General features: G+C 55.9%; 18 protein-coding genes. 9 read left to right on the top strand and 9 right to left on the bottom strand.

The window, feature by feature from the left end; translation table 11 throughout:
- Window positions 1-64 precede the first annotated feature (64 nt).
- The 7 genes from cysA to WFL93_RS10210 all read right to left on the bottom strand — a co-directional run bounded on the left by cysA (window position 65) and on the right by WFL93_RS10210 (window position 5,621).
- Window positions 65-1,153 (bottom strand): sulfate/thiosulfate ABC transporter ATP-binding protein CysA, encoded by a 1,089-nt coding sequence (gene cysA / locus WFL93_RS10240; protein ID WP_007889043.1) that lies wholly within the window; start codon window positions 1,151-1,153, stop codon window positions 65-67.
- Window positions 1,143-2,015: a sulfate/thiosulfate ABC transporter permease CysW gene (gene cysW, locus WFL93_RS10235; RefSeq protein ID WP_007889041.1), complete on the bottom strand. Its 873-nt coding sequence runs from the start codon at window positions 2,013-2,015 to the stop codon at window positions 1,143-1,145. The genes cysA and cysW overlap by 11 nt, the downstream gene beginning before the upstream one ends.
- The gene (gene cysT, locus WFL93_RS10230) at window positions 2,015-2,848 is read right to left on the bottom strand and encodes a sulfate/thiosulfate ABC transporter permease CysT (RefSeq protein ID WP_336778052.1); all 834 of its coding nucleotides are present in this window, start codon (window positions 2,846-2,848) and stop codon (window positions 2,015-2,017) included. The genes cysW and cysT overlap by 1 nt, the downstream gene beginning before the upstream one ends.
- Window positions 2,848-3,864 carry a sulfate ABC transporter substrate-binding protein gene (locus tag WFL93_RS10225; RefSeq protein ID WP_007889036.1) on the bottom strand — a complete coding sequence of 339 codons (1,017 nt, stop codon included), beginning with the start codon at window positions 3,862-3,864 and terminating at the stop codon, window positions 2,848-2,850. The genes cysT and WFL93_RS10225 overlap by 1 nt, the downstream gene beginning before the upstream one ends.
- 192 nt (window positions 3,865-4,056) lie before the next feature.
- Window positions 4,057-4,671, bottom strand: a complete 615-nt coding sequence (locus tag WFL93_RS10220) for an RpoE-regulated lipoprotein (RefSeq protein WP_336778051.1) — start codon at window positions 4,669-4,671, stop codon at window positions 4,057-4,059.
- A 63-nt stretch (window positions 4,672-4,734) separates the two neighbouring features.
- The gene (locus WFL93_RS10215; RefSeq protein WP_007889034.1) at window positions 4,735-5,196 is read right to left on the bottom strand and encodes a DUF2919 domain-containing protein; all 462 of its coding nucleotides are present in this window, start codon (window positions 5,194-5,196) and stop codon (window positions 4,735-4,737) included.
- Entirely contained in the window at window positions 5,196-5,621 is a 426-nt protein-coding gene (locus WFL93_RS10210) for a GNAT family acetyltransferase (RefSeq protein ID WP_007889032.1), read from the bottom strand. The genes WFL93_RS10215 and WFL93_RS10210 overlap by 1 nt, the downstream gene beginning before the upstream one ends.
- Window positions 5,622-5,832: 211 nt before the next feature.
- Between WFL93_RS10210 and amiA the strand changes: the two genes are divergently transcribed.
- The gene (amiA, locus tag WFL93_RS10205) at window positions 5,833-6,690 is read left to right on the top strand and encodes an N-acetylmuramoyl-L-alanine amidase AmiA (protein ID WP_049853033.1); all 858 of its coding nucleotides are present in this window, start codon (window positions 5,833-5,835) and stop codon (window positions 6,688-6,690) included.
- Between the two features lie 48 nt (window positions 6,691-6,738).
- On the top strand, window positions 6,739-7,650 hold the full coding sequence (hemF, locus tag WFL93_RS10200) for an oxygen-dependent coproporphyrinogen oxidase (protein ID WP_007889023.1): 912 nt from the start codon (window positions 6,739-6,741) through the stop codon (window positions 7,648-7,650).
- A gap of 446 nt (window positions 7,651-8,096) precedes the next feature.
- On the opposite strand, the gene maeB is transcribed toward hemF, so the two are convergent.
- Window positions 8,097-10,376, bottom strand: a complete 2,280-nt coding sequence (maeB, locus tag WFL93_RS10195) for an NADP-dependent oxaloacetate-decarboxylating malate dehydrogenase (RefSeq protein WP_049852950.1) — start codon at window positions 10,374-10,376, stop codon at window positions 8,097-8,099.
- 342 nt (window positions 10,377-10,718) lie between these two features.
- On the opposite strand from maeB, the gene tal reads away from it, so the two are divergent.
- From tal to ampH, 3 genes are all read left to right on the top strand, one after another.
- Window positions 10,719-11,669, top strand: coding sequence for a transaldolase (gene tal, locus WFL93_RS10190; RefSeq protein WP_007890880.1), 951 nt, complete (start codon window positions 10,719-10,721; stop codon window positions 11,667-11,669).
- Window positions 11,670-11,738: 69 nt separating this feature from the next.
- On the top strand, window positions 11,739-13,748 hold the full coding sequence (gene tkt, locus WFL93_RS10185) for a transketolase (protein WP_007890876.1): 2,010 nt from the start codon (window positions 11,739-11,741) through the stop codon (window positions 13,746-13,748).
- Window positions 13,749-13,894: 146 nt separating this feature from the next.
- The gene (gene ampH / locus WFL93_RS10180; protein ID WP_007890873.1) at window positions 13,895-15,064 is read left to right on the top strand and encodes a D-alanyl-D-alanine-carboxypeptidase/endopeptidase AmpH; all 1,170 of its coding nucleotides are present in this window, start codon (window positions 13,895-13,897) and stop codon (window positions 15,062-15,064) included.
- A gap of 236 nt (window positions 15,065-15,300) precedes the next feature.
- Here ampH and WFL93_RS10175 read toward each other — a convergent pair whose 3' ends face one another.
- Complete coding sequence (locus WFL93_RS10175) at window positions 15,301-16,374, bottom strand: DUF1176 domain-containing protein (RefSeq protein ID WP_049852951.1); 1,074 nt, start codon at window positions 16,372-16,374, stop codon at window positions 15,301-15,303.
- Window positions 16,375-16,865: 491 nt separating this feature from the next.
- On the opposite strand from WFL93_RS10175, the gene WFL93_RS10170 reads away from it, so the two are divergent.
- Genes WFL93_RS10170 through WFL93_RS10155 form a run of 4 tightly spaced genes read left to right on the top strand, consistent with a single transcriptional unit; the run spans window position 16,866 to window position 21,182 of the window.
- Complete coding sequence (locus tag WFL93_RS10170; protein ID WP_007890868.1) at window positions 16,866-17,696, top strand: DeoR/GlpR family DNA-binding transcription regulator; 831 nt, start codon at window positions 16,866-16,868, stop codon at window positions 17,694-17,696.
- Window positions 17,697-17,708: 12 nt separating this feature from the next.
- Window positions 17,709-18,692 (top strand): substrate-binding domain-containing protein, encoded by a 984-nt coding sequence (locus WFL93_RS10165; protein ID WP_049852952.1) that lies wholly within the window; start codon window positions 17,709-17,711, stop codon window positions 18,690-18,692.
- 2 nt (window positions 18,693-18,694) lie between these two features.
- Window positions 18,695-20,200, top strand: a complete 1,506-nt coding sequence (locus tag WFL93_RS10160; RefSeq protein WP_336778174.1) for a sugar ABC transporter ATP-binding protein — start codon at window positions 18,695-18,697, stop codon at window positions 20,198-20,200.
- A complete protein-coding gene (locus WFL93_RS10155; RefSeq protein ID WP_007890860.1) occupies window positions 20,193-21,182 on the top strand; it encodes an ABC transporter permease in 990 nt (329 codons plus the stop codon). The genes WFL93_RS10160 and WFL93_RS10155 overlap by 8 nt, the downstream gene beginning before the upstream one ends.
- Window positions 21,183-21,185 lie beyond the last annotated feature (3 nt).

The raw sequence follows: 21,185 nt of genomic DNA, 5'->3' as shown, positions 1-21,185 counted from the left end.
TCCAGACGAAAGAGAGGCAAATAAAACGGGCGGGAAAGTCCCGCCCGAAGGAGTGTCAAAAATATCAGGCGCTTTCGGCAAAGGCAACCGGGCGCAGCGGCGTAGTACCATGGTAAATTCGCGCCTGTTGCAGGCCGATAAACAGACGTTCGCCACGTATTGGCGCGGTATGGTCGCCGTCGAACACCACGGAAAACGCTTCACCTTGCCAGCCACTCGGCTGTACCACCAGCTGCCAAAAGTGGCCGCGCGGGCTAATTTCCAGAACCTGCACCGGCAGCGGCGTTTCCAGGCTGCTCTGGCGCGATACATCAATTTCCCATGGACGCAGGAACAGCTCTACCTCGCCCTGATGCGCTGGCGTATAGCCTAGCGGCCAACGATGCGCGGCAACATGGAACTGCGAGCCGTGCACTTCGCCATCAAAGCGATTCACTTCGCCAAGGAACTCGAGCACAAAGCGGGTAGCCGGATCGCGCCATACGTCATCTGGCGTGCCAACCTGTTCAATATTGCCCTGGCTCATCACTACCACCGTATCGGCCACTTCCATCGCCTCTTCCTGGTCGTGGGTGACGAACACGCTGGTAAACTTCAACTCTTCATGCAGCTGGCGCAGCCAGCGACGCAGCTCTTTACGCACCTGCGCATCAAGCGCACCAAACGGCTCATCCAGCAGCAGGATTTGCGGTTCGACGGCCAGCGCACGCGCCAGCGCCACGCGCTGCTTCTGTCCGCCTGAAAGCTGGGCCGGGAAGCGATTGGCCAGATGGGCTAGCTGCACCATCTCCAGCAGACGCGTTACGCGCTTTTTGATCTCTGCCGCATTCGGCCGCTCACGGCGCGGCAGCACCGTCAGACCAAAGGCGATGTTGTCGAACACCGTCATATGGCGGAACAGCGCGTAGTGCTGGAACACAAAGCCGACCTGACGATCGCGTGCATGGATGCGGCTCACATCTTTACCATTGAAATGGATCTGCCCACTATTCTGATGTTCCAGTCCGGCGATAATGCGCAGCAGCGTGGTTTTCCCGGAACCGGACGGTCCCAGCAGCGCCACCATCTTGCCGGAAGGAATATCCAGAGAGATGTCGTTCAGTACCGACGTGCGGTCAAACGCTTTGTTAATCTGTTTAATCTCAATGCTCATGATTTTCCTCCTGTAGGCGCTTCTGCTGATGCTCTAATCGCCACTGCACCACGCTTTTCAGAAACAGCGTTACAATTGCCATCAGGGTCAGCAGCGCGGCGGCGGTAAAAGCGCCTACGGTGTTGTAATCCTGATGCAGTAATTCAACCTGAAGCGGCAAGGTATAGGTTTCGCCGCGAATCGATCCCGAAACTACCGAGACCGCACCAAATTCACCAATGGCACGTGCGTTGGTCAGCACCACGCCATACATCAGCGCCCAGCGGATATTCGGCAGCGTGACGCGACGGAACATCTGCCAGCCGGAGGCGCCAAGCAGCACCGCGGCCTCATCTTCATGACTGCCCTGGCTCAGCATCACCGGCACCAGCTCACGCACCACAAACGGACAGGTAACGAAGATGGTTGCCAACACCATGCCCGGCCAGGAGAACATAATCTGAATATTGTGCGCATCCAGCCAGCCGCCTGCGGGACCGTTAACGCCCCAGAACAGCAGATACATCAAACCGGCGACCACCGGTGACACGGCAAAGGGGATATCAAACAGCGTTAACAGCAGCTGGCGTCCCGGGAAGGTAAAGCGCGTTACTAACCACGCCAGCAGCGTGCCGAATACCAGATTGACCGGCACGGTAATCAGCGCCACCAGGATGGTCAGCCAGATAGCGTGCAACATATCGCCATCTTTCAGGTTATTCAGCGAGGCAACCAAACCCTGGTTGAGCGCTTCCCAAAAGATCGACACCATCGGCACCACCAGCAGCAGGATGGAAACCAGCGCACCGATACCAATCAGCAGCCACTTGCCCCAGTTGATGGGCTGGCGTTCGGCGTGATTGATGTGTGAAATCTCCGCCATCAGTGACCTCCTAAGCGACGGCCAAAGCGGCTCTGCAAGGTGTTAATAGCGAACAGCAACAGCAGCGACGCTGCCATGATCACGGAAGCAATCGCGCTCGCCGCCGGGTAATCGAACTCCTGCAGGCGGACAAAAATCATCAACGAGGTCACTTCCGTTTTCCAGGCAATGTTGCCGGCGATAAAGATCACCGCGCCAAACTCACCAATGCTGCGGGTAAACGACAGCGCGGTACCGGCCAACAACGCTGGCGCCACTTCTGGCAGCACCACGCGACGGAAACTCTGCCAGCGGGTTGCTCCCAGGGTTTCTGCCGCCTCTTCATATTCCGGACCAAGCTCTTCCAGTACCGGCTGCACGGTGCGCACTATAAACGGGATACTGGTAAACGCCATGGCGACGGCGATGCCGAGCCAGGTATAGGAAACTTTGATATCAAAATGCGCCAGCCATTGACCGTACCAACCGTTGACCGAAAACAGGCCCGCCAGCGTTAAACCCGCGACTGCGGTGGGCAATGCAAACGGCAGATCCATCAAACCATCCAGCAGCGTGCGGCCCGGGAAGCGATAACGCGTCAGAATCCACGCCATCAACATACCGAACACCGCATTGAACAGCGATGCGACACCCGCCGCCAGAATCGTCACTTTATACGCGGCAATCAGCTGCGGATGGGTAATTACATCCCAATACTGCGCCAGCGTCATCTGCGACAGCTGCATCAGCAACGCGCTGATCGGCAGCAGCAGAATCAGGCAGGTGAACAGCAAGCTGGTACCAAGGCTCAGTCCAAAGCCTGGCAAGACACGTTTTTGCGTCAGCGCGAACATTAACCGCGCCCCGCTGCCAGCAATTTATCCAGCTCACCGTCGCTGGCAAAATGCGTTTTCATCACGTTATCCCAACCACCAAACGCATCGTTAACATTGAACAGCTCGGTCTGCGGGAAACGATCTTTCTGCTCGGCCATCAGCTGCGGATTGTTCACGCGATAGTAGTAACGGGTGATAATTTTCTGCGCTTCAGGCGAGTAGAGATAATTAAGATAGGCTTTGGCGGCGTCAGTGGTGCCGTTGTGCTCGACGTTCTTGTCGATCCACGCCACCGGGAACTCCGCCAGAATGTTGTTTTTCGGTACGATGACTTCGTATTCGTCTTTGCCGTACTGATTACGGATGTTATTCACTTCCGATTCAAAGCTGATCAGCACATCCCCCAAACCGCGCTCGGCAAAGGTGGTGGTAGCGCCGCGACCACCGGTATCAAACACCTCGACGTTTTTGAGGAACTTCGCCATAAAAGCTTCGGTTTTGGCTTTATCTTTGCCATCAGCCTGATCGGCAGCGCCCCACGCGGCAAGATAGGTATAGCGCCCGTTACCTGAGGTTTTGGGATTAGGGAAGATCAGCTTTACGTTGTCGCGCGCCAGATCGGCCCAGCTATGGATCTGCTTCGGATTCCCTTTACGCACCAGGAACGCCATAGTGGAGTAAAAAGGTGAACTGCTGTTGGGCAAGCGTTGTTGCCAGTCCGCCGGAATCAGCTGACCTTTGTCATGCAGCACCTGCACATCCGTCACCTGATTGTAGGTCACCACATCGGCGCGCAGGCCTTGCAGAATCGCCAACGCCTGCTTGGAAGAACCGGCGTGCGACTGTTTGATAGTCAGCTTGTCGGTGGGATGCGCGGCGTCCCACTGCTTCTCAAAAGGTGCATTCAGGGCGACGAACAGTTCGCGTGAAACATCATAAGAACTGTTGAGCAATTCGGTCGCTTGCGCCGCACTCGCGATACTCAGCGAGAGCGCGATACCGCCAAGCCATTTTTTCGAAATCGGAAGTGTCATGCAGCACCCTGAAAGACGGCGATTAAGCCAATGTCATTAGATGCTGTCAGTGTATTTATAACTCAGGTGAAAGCTGTAACGGTTTTATATATCGTTTAGGGATTTCAAAGTCTAAAAAGGCATAAGACGTCGGGAGAGTTTATGCAGGGAGTGGAAATAATAGGGACGACCGGGTAGCCGTCCACGTGTCGCCTAGCGCTGCCAAACGAGTTTAGTGATTTTCCAGCTTTTCAAGGTATCGTCCGACGGCATCAAGCCTTCGGGACCATGCCATTCACCGCTATAAATGTAGGAAATGTGCTGGCTGCCCGGCGCACGGCACTCCACATCACGCGCATCCAGACCACTGACCATTTTGCAGTTATTAAAGGCTCTGCTGAACTTAGCGCTGAACAGATCGCCGATTTTGCTGCCGTCCGCCGCTGTGGCATCGGCATCCTGCACCTCAATACGCTCAACGCGGGTGCTGCCGTTAATCACCAATTTAACCTTGTCGCCATCCAGCGCCTGCCAGAAATCGACCACCTGACCATTTTGCGTGCGCATACCCTGACGCAGTTTGTAGTCGCCGTTCAGCGCTTTATTGATGGCCTCTTCCGACATCGAGGTGGTGCTCGTCAGCCCCGCGACGCCTTGTTCGGTCACTTCCAGCGATCCGCCAAACCAGCCCAGCGGGTTGAGCGCTGACCAGTGATAGCTGAGCGGATTGTACCAATGGCTTTCGTTGGCGCTGGTTGAGGAACCTGAACTGGCGCAGCCGGCCAGAACCATGCTGCTAACCAGCAATGCGTGACGAACAACTTTCATGAAAACTCCTTGATCTGCTGAGCCGATTGGCGTGCCTGTTGGAGTCGCAAACCGGCAAAAAGTTTACTCGATATGCTGATGCTCCGGCAGAAAGCAGTCGCGCAGCCGCTGCTGGGTTTGCAGCCAGAACAGTGCGAGCAAATCGAATAGCGTCAATAACAGTGGCAGCGGGGAATCCGGGAAGGCGCCTTGCAGCAAACTTGAACCCTGCCACAGCAGGCTAATCAGCAACGATGCACTCAATACGTGACGCCAACGCTGCCACAGGCGCGGCCAGCGCTGACGATAGCCGGTCAGCAGCAAACCCATAGCGGCCGGAATGCCTAGCGCCAGTCCCAGCCAGAAGCTTTGGCGATCGGGATAGAAGAGCGCCAGCAGATCATTACCCTGCTGACGTGATGCGCCCGCCATCACCAGCAGCAGCCAGGTGCGCGCCTGCAATAATAGAATCAGCCAGAAAAGAAACGGCAGCCGCAGCTGCCCTTTTGCATCGTACTCTTCAGGAAGGTATTTCAAACCGATCATTAATACTCACGATCTTCGATCAAACGTTTGCCCAGCAGCAGCGAATCCACCGGCTCGTACTCAAGCTTTTCATAAAACGCCACCACCTGATCGTTCTCTTCGCGCACCATCAAATTGATTTTTGGACAGCCGCGCGCAATCAACTTCTTCTCCAGACGATTCATCAGCGCATTGGCAAAACCACGGCCCTGATAATCGGGGTGCACCGCCAGATAGTAGACGGAACCGCGGTGGCCGTCGTAGCCGCCCATTACCGTGCCGACCACTTCGCCGCCGACTTCCGCCACCAGAAACAGTTCCGGGTCGTGGTTCATTTTACGTTCGATGTCCAACTCTGGATCGTTCCAGGGGCGCAACAAATCGCAACGCTCCCAGAGCGTAATCACTTCTTCAAAATCTTCCTGGCGGAAAGAACGGATTTCCATCGACGTTACCCTGCTGTTAGGCACAATTCGCTGATTATCACGCATTCTTTGCCTGGCGCAACCCTCACGCGTGACAACGGCGCAAAAAAAGCGCGACATGGCTGTTCGTTAGTTGCAATAGAAAGTAAACAGTTGAAATAGTTACGAGGTCGCCGCCTGGCCATTGTTACGCTATAACACTGGGCAGGATTTACCTGCCAGGGACCCATTAATGAAGAAGATTTCACTGCTTAAGCGCCTTACCAATCGTCGCCAACTGATTCTTTCCGGTTTAGCGTTGGCGGTGTTATCGCCGCGCGCCGTGCAGGCAACGGAAGAGAACAGCACTCTGCGCGTCAACTCGCGCCACACGCCACCAAAACCGGCGAGCAGCGGCAAACGCATCGTAATGATTGATCCCGGCCACGGCGGCATTGATTCTGGCGCGGTAGGCGAAGAGGGTTCGGAAGAGAAACACATCGTACTGGCCATCGCTAATACCGTGAAGACGCTGCTGCAGTCGCATCCGCGCATTGAGGTGCGCCTGACGCGCGACAGCGACCACTTTATTCCGCTCTATCAGCGCGTCGAAATTGCCCATCAGCACGGCGCTAACCTGTTTATGTCGATTCACGCCGATGGCTATACCAGCCCGGATGCCAACGGTGCTTCAGTGTTTGCCCTCTCCAATCGCGGTGCCAGCAGCGCAATGGCGCGGTATTTGTCGCAGCGTGAAAACGATGCCGACAAAGTGGGCGGCGCCGAGGTGCAGGACAAAGATCATTATCTCAACCAGATCCTGTTCGATCTGGTGCAGACCGATACCATCCGCAACAGCTTAACGCTCGGCAAACACGTGCTGGATCAGATTCGTCCGGTGCATCATCTGCACAGCCAGCACACCGAACAGGCCGCCTTTGCGGTGCTTAAATCGCCGTCGATTCCGTCAGTGCTGGTGGAAACCTCGTTCATTACTAACCCGCGCGAAGAGCAGTTGCTTGGCACTCAGGCGTTCCGCCAGAAAATCGCCAGCGCGATTGCCGATGGTATCGCCCGTTACTTTGATGAGGTCGATCGCCGCGAAGCGTAGCGTTTATCCTGTGGTAGAATCACGGCAAATTTCTGGAACGAGTGACTGATGAGCAATCCCGATATTTCCCGCGTCAAAGCCTTTTTGCTGGCGCTGCAGGATGATATTTGCGCCCAATTAGCGGCGGAAGATGGCAAGGCGAGCTTTGCCGAAGATGCGTGGCAGCGTCCCGGCGGCGGCGGCGGACGCAGCCGCGTGTTGCGCGATGGCGCAGTCTTCGAGCAAGCGGGCGTTAACTTCTCTCACGTGCATGGCGACCAAATGCCGGCTTCTGCCACCGCGCATCGCCCCGAACTGGCGGGCCGCAGCTTTGAAGCGATGGGCGTGTCACTGGTCGTCCATCCCTCCAACCCGTACGTGCCCACCAGCCACGCCAACGTACGCTTCTTTATTGCGGAAAAACCGGGCGCCGATCCGGTGTGGTGGTTTGGCGGCGGTTTCGATCTCACGCCCTATTACGGTTTCGAAGAGGATGCGCTGCACTGGCATCAAACCGCGCACGATCTATGCCAGCCGTTTGGCGAAGATATCTATCCACGCTACAAAAAGTGGTGCGACGATTACTTTTACCTCAAGCATCGTGACGAGCAGCGCGGCATTGGCGGGCTGTTTTATGACGATCTGAACACCCCCGATTTTGACTACTGCTTCGATTTCATGCAGGCAGTCGGCAACGGTTTCGCCCAAGCCTATCTCCCGATTGTGGCGAAGCGCAAAGCGCTGCCGTGGGGCGATCGTGAGCGCCAGTTTCAGCTCTATCGTCGCGGTCGCTACGTTGAGTTCAATCTGGTGTGGGATCGCGGCACGCTGTTTGGCCTGCAAACCGGCGGCCGCACCGAATCCATTTTAATGTCGATGCCGCCGCTGGTGCGCTGGGAATATGATTATCAACCGGAAGCCGATTCGCCCGAAGCCGCGCTATATCGCGATTTTTTGCCGGTGAAGGCGTGGTTGAAATAATCCGTGGGTCGCCATTCATGGCGTAATGCTCGTCAGTTAAGCAGCGCACTTGCTCTGCATGGGTTACCTGGTCGCCATGAATGGCGACCCTACAGGCGTTACAGCGATGATGATTCAGGAATAGGCATTGCTGCTGCAGCGCGGGTGTTGAGGCGACATCCCAGCCCGCTGAGCGAGTGAGGGATTCCAGGGCGAGCCGCAGGGATGCGGCGAGAGGCGGCGCTGAGCAGGAGCGAATCGCCGCCGGTCCGTCAGGAATCGCGAGGGAGCGAAGGCACCGCGAAGCGGCGGGATGGGCTGGCGCAGGGCCCGGAGTGCAGAGGGCGTGGCCAGACGCCCTCTGCTCGGTCGCCGCACGACATAGCTGAAACTGCCCCAGCCGATGGCGAACGAAAGTCGCTCAGCGCTTTACTAATCGGCATTATGCCATTCATGGCGACCTGGTTTTATAACGGCTCGGTCTGCGCCTCCACTACCGCTAACGCCACCATATTCACAATGCGCCGCACCGAGGCGATGCGCGTCAACACATGTACCGGCTTGCTAATCCCCATTAACACCGGCCCCACTGTTACGCCTTCAGAACAGGAGACGCGCAGCAGGTTATAGCTGATGCGCGCCGCCTCCACGTTTGGCATGATCAGCAAATTAGCCGTGCCTTTCAGCGGGCTATCAGGCATCAGCTCGCGGCGAATAGTCTCCACCAGCGCAGCATCGCCGTGCATCTCACCATCAATCTCTAAATTCGGCGCACGTTGCTGGATCAGCGCCAGCACTTCGCGCATCTTACGCGCGCCCGGCGCGTTTGAGGTACCAAAGCTGGAGTGAGACAGCAGCGCCACGCGCGGCTCAATACCAAAGCGGCGCACGGTTTCCGCCGCCAGCAGCGTAATATCCGCCAATTGCTCCGCGCTGGGGTCTTCATTGACGTACGTATCAGCGATAAAGGTATTGCCGCTCGGCAGTAACAGCGCATTCATCGCGCCCGCCACTTTCACGTCATCGCGCAGGCCAAACACTTTCTCCACCACGTCGTAATGTTCCTGATAATCGCCAATGGTGCCGCAGATCAGCGCGTCCGCTTCTCCGCGATGCACCATGATCGCGCCAATCAGCGTCGGATTGCCAATCACCGCACGCTGCGCGGTTTCCGGCGTGACGCCGCGCCGTTTCATGATCTGGTAATACTCGCTCCAGTACGCTTTGAAACGCGGATCGGATTCGTTATTAACGATCTCAAAATCCTTCCCCGCTTCGATTTTTAATCCCTGCTTTTGCAGGCGCATAGCGATCACGTTGGGACGACCAATCAAAATCGGCTTCGCCAGCCCGAGCGTCACCAGCTCCTGGGTGGCATGCAGCACGCGCACCTCCTCACCTTCTGCCATCACCACGCGTTTCGGATCTTTACGCGCCTGCGAAAAAATCGGCTTCATAAACAGGTTAGTTTTGTAGACGAACTCGGTGAGCTGCTCGCGATAGGCATCGAAATCACTGATGGGCCGCGTGGCGACGCCCGACTCCATCGCCGCTTTCGCTACCGCTGGTGCAATCTGCACAATTAATCGCGGGTCAAAGGGTTTAGGAATCAGATATTCCGGGCCGAAGCTTAAATCCTGATCGTCATACGCTGAGGCCACCACATCGCTCTGTTCCGCCTGCGCCAACGCGGCAATGGCGTGCACCGCCGCCAGCTTCATCTGTTCGTTAATGGCGGTGGCGCCCACGTCCAGCGCGCCACGGAAGATAAACGGGAAGCACAGCACGTTGTTCACCTGATTGGGGAAATCAGAGCGCCCGGTGCAGATAATGGCGTCGGGCCGCACCTGCTTCGCCAACGGCGGCATGATTTCCGGTTCAGGATTAGCCAGCGCCAGAATCAGCGGATCCTGCGCCATCTTCTGCACCATCTCCGGCGTCAGCGCTTTCGGGCCGGAACAGCCAAGGAAAATATCTGCGCCGCCAATCACCTCATCCAGCGCGCGTGCGCCGCTATCGGCAACCGCATATTCGGCTTTGGTCGGTGTCATATTCGGTTCGCGATCGCGATAGATCACCCCTTTGGAATCGCATACCACAATGTTGTGCTTCTGCATGCCGAGCGCCACCAGCAGATTCAGGCAGGCGATGGCCGAGGCGCCCGCGCCCGATACCACCAGCCGCACATCGCTAATGGCTTTTTTGACGATGGTTAAACCGTTGAGTACCGCGGCGGTGCAGATGATTGCCGTGCCGTGCTGATCGTCATGAAACACCGGAATCTGCATGCGCTGGCGCAGCTGCTGTTCAATGTAAAAACACTCCGGTGCCTTAATATCTTCAAGATTAATGCCACCGAAGGTGGGCTCCAGCGCAGCAATCACCTCAATGAGCTTATCGGGATCGTGCTCATCAATTTCGATATCAAACACGTCAATACCGGCGAACTTCTTAAACAGCACGCCCTTGCCTTCCATCACCGGCTTGCTGGCCAGCGCGCCAATGTTGCCGAGCCCCAGCACCGCGGTGCCGTTGGTGATCACCGCCACCAGATTGCCGCGCGCGGTGTATTTCCGCGCGGCCAGCGGGTCGGCAGCAATTTCCAGACAAGGCGCGGCCACGCCGGGCGAATAGGCCAGCGCCAAATCGCGCTGCGTAGCTAACGGCTTGGTGGGTGAAACCTGAATTTTTCCGGGGGTGGGAAATTGGTGAAAATCGAGAGCGCTTTGCTTGAGTTGATCGTCCATTAGGCATCCTGTGGCGCAGCTAAATGAGCGTTCAGTATAGGAATCTACGCCACAAAGAAGGGTGAAGGCGCTCAAAGAACCCGCAGTCTTAAAGGCACGGATTGCTACCGCTTCGCCTGCGGCTTTGCCACAGCCTGCTATCCTTATTGATGGCAAAAAGCGTAGCTGAACCGATTAAGGCCCGTCCTCCTTTCACTATCGCACCTCTTAAGCGCCACGACGGCACAATCAGAGAAAACGCATTTTCTTCGTGCAACGTCTGTAGCACTGTGTTGGACCACGACTTAACAGGAATGGGTGCAACACCTTTGCCCACATTATTGCTAATCAAGGAGTTAAGCGATGAACCAGCTAGACGCACTAAAACAGTACACCACCGTGGTGGCCGACAGCGGCGATATTGAATCTATTCGTAATTATCACCCGCAAGACGCGACCACTAACCCATCACTGATCCTAAAAGCTGCCGGTCTCGAGGGTTACAAACATCTGATTGATGACGCCATCGACTACGCGAAAAAACAGGGCGGCAGCAAAGAGACGCAAATCATCAACGCCAGCGACAAAGTGGCGATCAACCTCGGTATGGAAATTCTGAAAAGCATACCGGGCCGTGTTTCGACCGAAGTGGATGCGCGCCTCTCCTTCGATCGTGGCATGTGTGTCACCAAAGCTGAGAAACTGGTGCGCCTGTACGAAGAGTACGGCATTGACCGCTCACGCATTCTGATCAAACTGGCTTCCACCTGGGAAGGCATCAAAGCCGCTGAGGAGTTGGAGAAGAACGGCATTCAGTGCAACCTGACGCTGCTGTTCTCCTTCGCGCAGGCCCGCGCCTGTGCCGAAGCCGGTGTATTCCTGATTTCACCGTTTGTTGGCCGTATTTATGACTGGTACAACTCACGCAAGCCGATCGACCCGTATGTGGTCGACGAAGATCCAGGCGTGAAATCTGTGCGTCGTATCTACGATTACTACAAAAAGCACCGTTACAGCACCGTCATCATGGGTGCCAGCTTCCGTAAAGTAGAGCAAATTCAGGCGCTGGCCGGCTGCGACCGCCTGACCATTTCGCCTAACCTGCTGGAAGAGCTGGCCAACAGCGATGCGCCGCTGGAACGTAAGCTGGAGCCATCAACTGAAGGCTTCCATCAGCCGGCTTCACTGTCAGAAGCGGAATTCCGCTGGGAACATAATCAGGATCCGATGGCGGTTGAGAAGCTGTCAGACGGCATCCGCCAGTTCGCTATCGACCAGCAGAAGCTGGAAGACGTCCTCTCGTCACGTCTGTAACCCGCAATCACTCTTATGGCGGATGAGCAACGGCTTGTCCGCTATCGCCAAATCACAAGGGAGAACCTTATGTCTTCACGCAGAGAGTTGGCTAACGCCATTCGTGCACTCAGCATGGATGCGGTACAAAAAGCAAATTCCGGCCACCCCGGCATGCCGATGGGTATGGCTGATATCGCCGAAGTGTTGTGGCGCGATGTGCTGAAACACAATCCGAATAACCCGGCATGGGCCGACCGTGACCGCTTTATTCTTTCCAACGGTCACGGTTCGATGCTGCTTTACAGTTTGCTGCATCTCACCGGTTACGATCTGCCGATGGAAGAGCTGAAGAACTTCCGTCAGCTGCACTCAAAAACGCCGGGCCACCCGGAAATTGGCTATACGCCGGGCGTAGAAACCACCACCGGTCCGCTGGGCCAGGGCTTAGCTAACGCGGTGGGTTTGGCAATTGCCGAACGTACACTGGCGGCGCAGTTCAACCGTCCCGGTCACGACATTGTTGACCATCACACCTACGTGTTTATGGGCGATGGCTGTTTGATGGAAGGCATCTCGCACGAAGTGAGTTCACTGGCGGGTACGCTGGGCCTCGGTAAACTGATTGGTTTCTACGATCACAACGGCATCTCAATTGATGGTGAAACCGAAGGCTGGTTCACCGATGACACCCATAAACGCTTCGAAGCCTATAACTGGCATGTTGTGGGCAGCGCCGAAGGCATTGACGGCCACGACTCGGCAGCGATCGCCGCCGCCATCAAAGAAGCGCAAAGCGTCACCGATAAGCCGTCACTGATTATTTGCCGCACCACCATTGGCTTCGGCTCGCCGAATAAAGCCGGTAAAGAGGAGTCGCACGGCGCAGCGCTGGGCGAAGAGGAAGTGGCGCTGACGCGGCAGAAACTGGGCTGGCACTATCCGCCGTTTGAGATCCCAAAAGAGATTTACCAGCAATGGGATGCCAAAGAAGCAGGTGCGCAGCGTGAGAAATCCTGGGATGAGAAATTTGCCGCGTATAAATCGGCGCATCCTGAGCTGGCGCAAGAGTTCTCGCGTCGCCTAAACGGTGAAATGCCGGCGAACTGGGAGAGCGAAGCGCAGAAGTTTGTTGAACAGCTGCAGGCTAACCCGCAAAAAATCGCCAGCCGCAAAGCCTCACAAAATACGTTGGAAGTGTTCGGTAAACTGTTGCCGGAATTCCTTGGCGGTTCAGCCGATCTGGCGCCAAGTAACCTCACCATCTGGTCGGGCTCGAAATCGATCAAAGAGGATACCGCCGGTAATTACATTCACTACGGCGTGCGTGAGTTTGGCATGACGGCGATTGGCAACGGTATCGCCCATCACGGCGGTTTTGTGCCTTACACCGCCACCTTCCTGATGTTCGTTGAGTACGCGCGTAATGCGGTGCGCATGGCGGCGTTGATGAAAGCGCGTCAGGTATTGGTGTATACGCATGACTCGATCGGCCTTGGCGAAGATGGCCCAACCCACCAGCCGGTTGAGCAGATCGCCAGCCTGCGCGTGACGCCAAATCTCAGCCTGTGGCGTCCATGTGACCAGGTAGAAACTGCGGTGGCGTGGAAAGCCGCCGTTGAGCGCCATCATGGCCCAACCGCGCTGATCCTGTCGCGTCAGAATCTGCTGCAGCCGGAACGCAGCCAGGAGCAGGTAGCGAATATCGCACGCGGTGGCTATGTGCTGAAAGACAGCGCAGGCACGCCGGACGCGATCATTATCGCCACCGGTTCGGAGATCGAAATCGCGCTTGGCGCGGCGGAGAAACTGACCGCGGGCGGCCACAACATCCGCGTCGTTTCACTGCCGAGCACCGACGTGTTTGATAAGCAGGATGCGGCGTATCGCGAATCGGTGCTGCCATCCGGCGTAAAAGCGCGCGTGGCGGTGGAAGCCGGCATTGCCGATTACTGGTACAAGTATGTCGGTCTGGACGGCGCGATTGTCGGCATGACCACCTTCGGTGAGTCAGCACCGGCCGGCAAACTGTTCCCGGAATTCGGTTTCACCGTGGAGAACATCGTTAGCCACACTGAAGCCTTACTCAAGCCGCACTAATCGATCTGGCCCTGCGTCTTTTTGGCGTAAGGGCCATTTTTTGATCACAGCCTGATACAGAAAAAAATCCGCTCTGCCCCCTTCACGCCTCGCTCAAACTGATTACTATAAGCTTTCCTCCGATTCTCATAGCGGACGCTTTCCCGTTGAAAAAACGTACTCCTTTTTTACTGGCCTTAATGGTTTCAGTGCTTCCATTAAAAAGCATGGCGCAGTCGTCACCCGATCCGCTGCTGGCATCGCAGATTGTTGATCGCTATGCCGAGCACATTTTCTATGGCAGCGGCGCAACCGGCATGGCGCTGGTCGCGATTGATGGCAATCAGCGTGTCTTCGCCAGCTTTGGTGATACGCGTCCTGGCAATAACGTGCGTCCGCAGCAGGATTCGGTGATCCGTATCGCCTCGCTAAGCAAGCTAATGACCAGCGAAGTGATGGTAAAGATGGCCGAACGCGGTCAAATCCGTCTTGACGATCCGCTGAGCAAATACGCGCCGCCCGGAGCACGCGTGCCAAGCTATAACGGCCAACCGATTCGCCTGATTAACCTGTCAACCCACACCAGCGGCCTGCCGCGCGAGCAGCCTGGCGGCAAACCGCATCGTCCGGTGTTTGTCTGGCCGACCAAATCCGATCGCTGGCAGTGGCTCAGCGGTGCTGAACTGAAAGCAACGCCCGGCTCGCGCGCGGCTTATTCTAATCTGGGATTTGATCTGCTGAGCGATGCTTTAGCCAAAGCGGCGGGCACGCCTTATCCAGCGCTGCTGCAGCAGCTGGTGACGCGTCCGCTCGGTATGAAAGACACCACTTTCACGCCGTCACCAGATCAGTGTCAGCGTTTGATGGTGGCGGAAAAAGGTGCCAGCCCGTGTAACAACACGCTGGCCGCGATTGGCAGCGGTGGCGTTTACTCGACACCAGACGATATGGGACGCTGGATGCAGCAGTTCCTCAATTCGGCGGTTAATCACCGCACGCCGCAGATCGATCGTCTGCAAACCCTGATTTACCGTCGCGACCAACTAACGAAAGTTGAAGGCATGGATGTACCGGGCCGCGCCGACGCGCTGGGCATGGGTTGGGTGTATATGGGGCCGAAGGAGGGTCGTCCGGGGATTATTCAGAAAACCGGCGGCGGCGGCGGTTTCATCACCTATATGGCGATGGTGCCACAGCACAACGTTGGTGTATTTGTGGTGGTGACGCGTTCGCCACTCACGCGCTTCACCCCGATGAGCGATGGCGTAAACAACATGCTAACCGAACTGGTGGGCAATCAGTCCGGTTCACCGATGACGGTGCAGGCAATTCGGTAACTGGATGGTGGATGGCGGTCGCCTGCCTCGGTCCGTGCTGGCTGCCCCCCACCTCGGTCCTCCCCCATAAATGGGGGAGGAAGACTCTGCTATATGTAAGTTTTGGAGCTACATGTGGCAACGTCTCCTTCCCCCATTTATGGGGGAAGGCCGGGATGGGGGACAGCAAGCACATTTTAACTACAGCGAGCAAACTGTTACCCATCTGCACGATTTGTACCTTTATGCGCACCTGGTTAACGCGATTGCACCGGATTCTGCGGTTCGCTGATCCATAACGTAGGCCAATCCTCACTGCTGTGCCAGGCATCGCAGGTTTTCTCTTCTGCATATTCTGCCAGCACAAACTCACTGCCGTCATACTGCCAGCGCGTCGCCACACCGCAATCGCCCAATCCCCGCCCTTTACTGAAGGTATAAAGCAACCCATTGCTGGCATCGAATTCCGCATTTACCAGCTCCAGCTGCGTGTCGCTACGGGAAGGCGGGGTAAACGGCAGCGTTAAACTCAAACCTCGCGATACATACGGCGCGCTGCGCGTCACTTCAAATGCCAGATCGATAACGTTGTAAGCGCCGGTTTCGCAACTGACCAGCAGCAGCGCTTTGCTGTCAGTGAGCGGCGATACGCTCACTTCGCGCCGCAGCGGATCGAGCGAGCAGTTATCGGTATTCACGCGCCAGGTGCCGTAATCAATCAATCCACTGGTCTCTTCCTGGGTTAACGGCGCTGGCGATGGCAACGGTGCAGGGAGCTGCGGCAGCATCGGCTGCGGCGGCACATCCCATTGCACACGGTCGCCACGTTTCACCCAGGCACTGGCACCGTTCACCCTGCCCTGCACGTCATCCATGAGTAACAGCGCTGCCTTCATCCCGCTGAGGGGAACGGTAGCGCTCGCTTTGTAGGTTAATTGCAGATTCTGCGCATCCAGCGTCTGCGCCAGGAACTCATCGATGGCGATAGCATTGCTGGTTGCAAGATGATGCGGTTCCACCGTCCAGTGTTTGAGATCGGGTGTCAGACGGCGCTGATCGAGCAGCAGGTTATCTTTCAGCGGACCGCCCGACAGATCGCCACTGTAGGCGCTGCCGTAATCGATGCGCAGCAGCGGGCGATCGTTGACGCCAGCATGACGTGAGAGAGTCATCACCAGGCCATTATCCCCGGGGAAACTGCGAGCCACGCAAAAAGCCGCATTGTTGCAGGTCAGCTGCCAGTCAGAAAATGACTTTTGCAGTGGCTGAGCCTGCACGCACGCGACAAAGAGAAAAGGCAATAAAAGCAGTAATTTCATCCAATACGACATCAAAAAAATCGGTCCCCAAATTCCTGGAAAGAAAATGATAGCGCAACGGGAACGCTGTCAGCAGGCCTAAACTGTGAGCCGGCCCTAATAGTGAGGTTAACTGCTGGAAAAGCAGGCACCTTGTGGCGATCGGGTACTGGATGATGCAATGCCTTCATCATCCGTTTTGACCGATTACTGCTCAATCGGATTCGTCGCACTCTTGGTGCGCAATCACAAAACGGTCAAATACACACAAACGGTCATAACCGGTCATGTCGGCTTAATTGTATGCTGGCAGCGTTCAACGCGCGTAGCGCGTTACTCCCGGCGCATTAGCGGTATTTTTGTGATGAATATCACTTAATTTTGATAACCAGACATCTCATTTACATTAATTACAGATCCAAATCACTCTAATCAGCTCAGGCATTTTCACCTCCACGGACTCGTGTGCAGTCCACACTTTCCTGCGGCGCAATCCAGTAATTTATAACCATCGGAGGGCAGTTATGTTGCCGATTGAAAGACAGCAGAGAATTATTGACGAATTAAATTTAAATGGTCGGGTCATTGTCGCTGAATTAGTCACGTTATGTCAGGTTTCACAAGAAACCATTCGTCGTGATTTAACTCAGCTGGAGAAACGTGGGCTGCTGCAACGCAGCCACGGCGGTGCGGTACCAGCAAAACGACAGGCTGCCAACATTCAGGGGAATACACGTGGTGTTAACGAGTTTGAATTATCTTTCCGCCAGAGAATAAATGAACATGTTGATGCCAAGATGGCGATTGCCAAACGCGCACTCGATTTCATTAGCCCCGGCGATTGTATATTACTCGATAGCAGCACCACATGCTGGTATTTAGCGCGACAGCTACCGGATATTGAATTAACGGTATTAACCAATTCCATCAGAATTGTGCAAACCCTTGCGGCGCGCGGCAGTATCCGCACCATCTGTCTGGGGGGAGAATATTCTGACCGTTATGAAGATTTCCACGGCGTAGTCGCCGAGCAACCGCTCAGGGAATTTCAGATTAATAAGATCTTTTTTTCCTGTAGCAGTTTAGGCAATGACGGTTATTTACGTGAAGGTAACGAAAACAACGCACATTTAAAACAGCAAATGTTATTAGCAGCAGAAAGAAAACATCTGCTGCTGGATGGAAGTAAATTCCTGCGGCCCTCATTCGCGCGTATTTGCCACTATCGCGATGTGGACTTTCTCATTACTGACCAATTAAAAGACAAAGAGCTGGAACAAGAATTAGCGTGGAACGGCGTCAATGTTATTGATTGCTCCCAGCGCAGCCATTCTATGCAGCTAATAAAAAATTAAATCGGAGTCTTTATGAAAAAACATCTTATCGCCTGTTCTCTCCTCGCACTGTTTGCCGCCACCGGGGCGCACGCTGCTGACAAATTACGTATGGGCATCGTGGTGAAGATTGGCGGTATCCCGTGGTTCAACGCCATGGAGGCGGGCATCAAGAGTGAAGCGGCCAAGCGCGGTATTGACGCGTGGATGGTGGGTCCAACCGCAGCCGACCCCGCTTTGCAGGTGCGTGCTATCGAAGATTTGATTGCGCAGAAAGTCGACATCATTGGCGTGGTGCCGAATGACCCGAAAGTGCTGGAGCCGGTGCTGAAACGCGCGCGTGATGCCGGCATTGAAGTCATTACCCACGAATCACCAGATCAGAAAGGTGCCAACTGGGACTTTGAACTGGTAGATGCGCCAACGCACGGCATCAACCACATGAAAGCGCTGGCGAAGTGCATGCATGAAGAGGGCAAATATGCCATGTACGTCGGCAGCCTGACCGTGCCGCTGCATCAGCAGTGGACCGATGCCGCGCTGAACTACCAGAAAGAACACTACCCGAAAATGCAGATGGTGACTGACAAGTTCGGCGTGGGCGAATCGCTGGATGACTCGATTCGCACCACCAACGAACTGATGTCTAAGTACCCGGATCTGAAAGGCATTATGGCCTTCGGTTCACAAGGCCCAATTGGCGCCGGCCGCGCGGTAATGAACCGTAACAAGATTGACCAGGTTTGCGTAATTGGCGCCTTCAGCCCGGGCCAGGGCGCATCGCTGGTGCAGCGCGGTGCCATTAAAGGCGGCTATATCTGGAATCCGCAAACCGCTGGCGAAGTGTTTGTGCGCATCGCCGACATGATGCAGAAAAAAGAGCCAATCACCGACGGAATGACCATCGAGGGTTTGGGCAAAGTGAAGGTAGACGAGGCGACGCACACCATCCTCGGCAATAACACCGAAAGCCTGGACAAAGAGAATCTGCCAAAACTGGTGAAAATGGGGCTGTAATGATGAATGAGGTGATCCCACAGACGCTAATTGCGCTCGACAACCTGTCGAAAACATTTGGTGGCAATCGCGCACTGAGCGATATCTCGCTGACCCTACTGGCTGGCGAAGTGCACTGTCTCGCTGGCACCAACGGCTGTGGCAAAAGCACCTTAATCAAAGTCATTTCCGGGGTGCACGCCCCGGATAGCGGCAGCCGTATTACGCTGGGTGAAGGCCCCAGCTTCCCGCGTCTGACCACCCGTCAGGCGCGTGACTTCGGCATCCAGGTGATTTACCAGGATCTGTCGCTGTTCCCCAATCTCAGCGTGGCGGAAAACATCGCCTTTGAGCACAACCTGAATAGCCTGCTCGGCTGGCATCGCCAGGGCAAACTGCGTGCAACGGCACAGCGCATCATTGATGAACTGAAGTTCGAACTCAATCTGGATGAAAAAGTGTCGTCCCTGTCGATTGCGCAGCGCCAGCAGGTGGCGATTTGTCGCGCGCTGGTCGCCGATGCGCGGCTGGTGATTATGGACGAGCCAACGGCATCATTAACGCGTACCGAAGTAAATCAGCTGCTGCGCACCGTACGTTACCTGAAAGACAAAAACATCTGCGTGGTGTTCGTCAGTCATCGCCTGGATGAAGTGCTGGAGATCTCCGACCGCGTTACGGTAATCCGCGATGGGCGCAAAATGGGCTGCTGGCCGGCTAAAGAGATGACGCCGCACCATCTCACCGAACTGATGACCGGGCTGAAGCTCGACTATCAGCTAAAAACGCCGACCCGCAATGACGATCGCTTGATTCTCGAAGTCGAGAAACTGACGCGTGCCGGCCAATATCACGACGTCAATTTCAAACTCTATCAGGGCGAAGTACTCGGCCTGTGCGGCCTGCTTGGCTCCGGCCGCACCGAACTGGCATTGTCGCTGTTTGGCATGACCAAACCGGACAGCGGCAAGATCTGGCTCGATAGCAAACCGGTGCGCTTTCGTGGCCATGAAGATGCCATTAAGGCCGGGATCGGTTATGTCTCCGAAGATCGCCTCACCCTCGGTTTGGTGCAGCAGCAATCGGTGGCCGACAACATGGTGCTGCCGATCCTCGACAAGCTGCAGAACCGTTTTCACATTATTGATGAGTACCGCAAGAACAAGTTGATCCTGCAGTGGATTCAGCAGCTCGGCGTGCGCGTCGCCGATCCCAATCTGGCGATCTCCACGCTCTCCGGCGGTAATCAGCAGAAAATCGTGCTGGCGAAGTGGGTGCTGACGCAGCCACGTATTTTGATTCTTGATTCGCCGACGGTCGGCGTAGATGTCGGCGCTAAAGCCAGTATCTATCAGCTGATTCATGCGCTGGCGAAGGAGGGGCTGTCGATCATTCTGATTTCCGATGAAGTGCCCGAAGTTTGGTACAACTGCGACCGCATCCTGCACTTCCGTGATGGCACCGTTCATGCCGAATACCAACCCGATACCGTTGAGCAACACCAGCTGGCGGAGGTGATTAATGCCTGATTTTTCTCGTTTACGCCCGCACTCCAGCCAGGGCTGGCTCGCCTGGGTACTGCTGGCTTTTATCCTGTTCTTCTCCGCCGCCAGCGACCAGTTCCTGACGGTGCAAAACCTGCTCGATCTGGCGGAAAGCTACGCCGTCACCGGCATCTTCGCGCTCGGCCTGTTTGTGGTGCTGGTGACCGGTGGCATCGACATCTCCTTCGCGGCGGTGGCGTCGGTGGTGCAATACCTGATCGCCTCGCTGTTTGTGCAGTTCCAGTTTGATAACGCCGTGCTCAGCATCTTGCTGGCGGTGGTGTGCGGCACGCTGTTTGGCGTGATTAACGCCCTGCTGATTACCACGCTGCGCGTGGTGTCGATCATCATCACCATCAGCATGCAGTCGCTGCTGTTTGGTCTGCTGATGTGGGTGACCGGCGGCAAAAGTCTCTATTCATTGCCGGATTGGTGGATCACCCTGCGCAGCGTGCTGCCGTTTACGTGGCAAGGCAACAGCTTCCAGCTTGGCTTGCCGCTGGTGACCATGTTGGTGATTGCCGGATTGACCGCGCTGCTGCTGAACAAAACCAATCTTGGTCGCCAGCTGTATGCGGTAGGCGGCGATGCCGAATCAGCGCGCCGTATCGGTATTCGCGTGGGTTTGATTCATCTGTTCGCCTACGGCTGGCTGGGTGCGATGGCGGCGATTGGCGGGCTGGTGCAGGTCTATCGCATGGGTGAAGTGGTGCCGAATGCGCTGGTCGGCGGCGAGCTGGATGTGCTGGCGGCCACCGTACTCGGCGGTGCCAGCCTGATGGGCGGCAAAGGCACGGTGAGCGGTACGCTAATGGGCGTCTTCCTTATCGCCATTCTGAAGAACGGCCTCAACCTGATTGGCGTCTCCAACTACTTCATGAACATCGTGGTGGGCGGCGTGATCATGGTGGCCATCGCCGTGACTCATTACAAAAAACGTAAAGAAACTGACGTCAGTTTCGTCTGACCA

Origin of the sequence: Pantoea sp. USHLN256 (assembly GCF_037149875.1) — a bacterium.
Taxonomy (GTDB): Bacteria; Pseudomonadota; Gammaproteobacteria; order Enterobacterales; family Enterobacteriaceae; genus Pantoea; species Pantoea nemavictus.
This window is presented reverse-complemented; position numbering and strand designations above follow the sequence as displayed.

Bases quoted from the DNA above. Each gene is read 5' to 3' on its own strand.
- WFL93_RS10220 (WP_336778051.1), bottom strand. From the start codon at position 4,671: ATGAAAGTTGTTCGTCACGCATTGCTGGTTAGCAGCATGGTTCTGGCC.
- WFL93_RS10215 (WP_007889034.1), bottom strand. From the start codon at position 5,196: ATGATCGGTTTGAAATACCTTCCTGAAGAGTACGATGCAAAAGGGCAG.
- cysT (WP_336778052.1), bottom strand. From the start codon at position 2,848: ATGTTCGCGCTGACGCAAAAACGTGTCTTGCCAGGCTTTGGACTGAGC.
- WFL93_RS10155 (WP_007890860.1), top strand. From the start codon at position 20,193: ATGCCTGATTTTTCTCGTTTACGCCCGCACTCCAGCCAGGGCTGGCTC.
- cysW (WP_007889041.1), bottom strand. From the start codon at position 2,015: ATGGCGGAGATTTCACACATCAATCACGCCGAACGCCAGCCCATCAAC.
- amiA (WP_049853033.1), top strand. From the start codon at position 5,833: ATGAAGAAGATTTCACTGCTTAAGCGCCTTACCAATCGTCGCCAACTG.
- WFL93_RS10225 (WP_007889036.1), bottom strand. From the start codon at position 3,864: ATGACACTTCCGATTTCGAAAAAATGGCTTGGCGGTATCGCGCTCTCG.
- cysA (WP_007889043.1), bottom strand. From the start codon at position 1,153: ATGAGCATTGAGATTAAACAGATTAACAAAGCGTTTGACCGCACGTCG.
- WFL93_RS10160 (WP_336778174.1), top strand. From the start codon at position 18,695: ATGAATGAGGTGATCCCACAGACGCTAATTGCGCTCGACAACCTGTCG.
- WFL93_RS10170 (WP_007890868.1), top strand. From the start codon at position 16,866: ATGTTGCCGATTGAAAGACAGCAGAGAATTATTGACGAATTAAATTTA.
- WFL93_RS10175 (WP_049852951.1), bottom strand. From the start codon at position 16,374: ATGTCGTATTGGATGAAATTACTGCTTTTATTGCCTTTTCTCTTTGTC.
- WFL93_RS10210 (WP_007889032.1), bottom strand. From the start codon at position 5,621: ATGGAAATCCGTTCTTTCCGCCAGGAAGATTTTGAAGAAGTGATTACG.
- tal (WP_007890880.1), top strand. From the start codon at position 10,719: ATGAACCAGCTAGACGCACTAAAACAGTACACCACCGTGGTGGCCGAC.
- hemF (WP_007889023.1), top strand. From the start codon at position 6,739: ATGAGCAATCCCGATATTTCCCGCGTCAAAGCCTTTTTGCTGGCGCTG.
- maeB (WP_049852950.1), bottom strand. From the start codon at position 10,376: ATGGACGATCAACTCAAGCAAAGCGCTCTCGATTTTCACCAATTTCCC.
- WFL93_RS10165 (WP_049852952.1), top strand. From the start codon at position 17,709: ATGAAAAAACATCTTATCGCCTGTTCTCTCCTCGCACTGTTTGCCGCC.
- tkt (WP_007890876.1), top strand. From the start codon at position 11,739: ATGTCTTCACGCAGAGAGTTGGCTAACGCCATTCGTGCACTCAGCATG.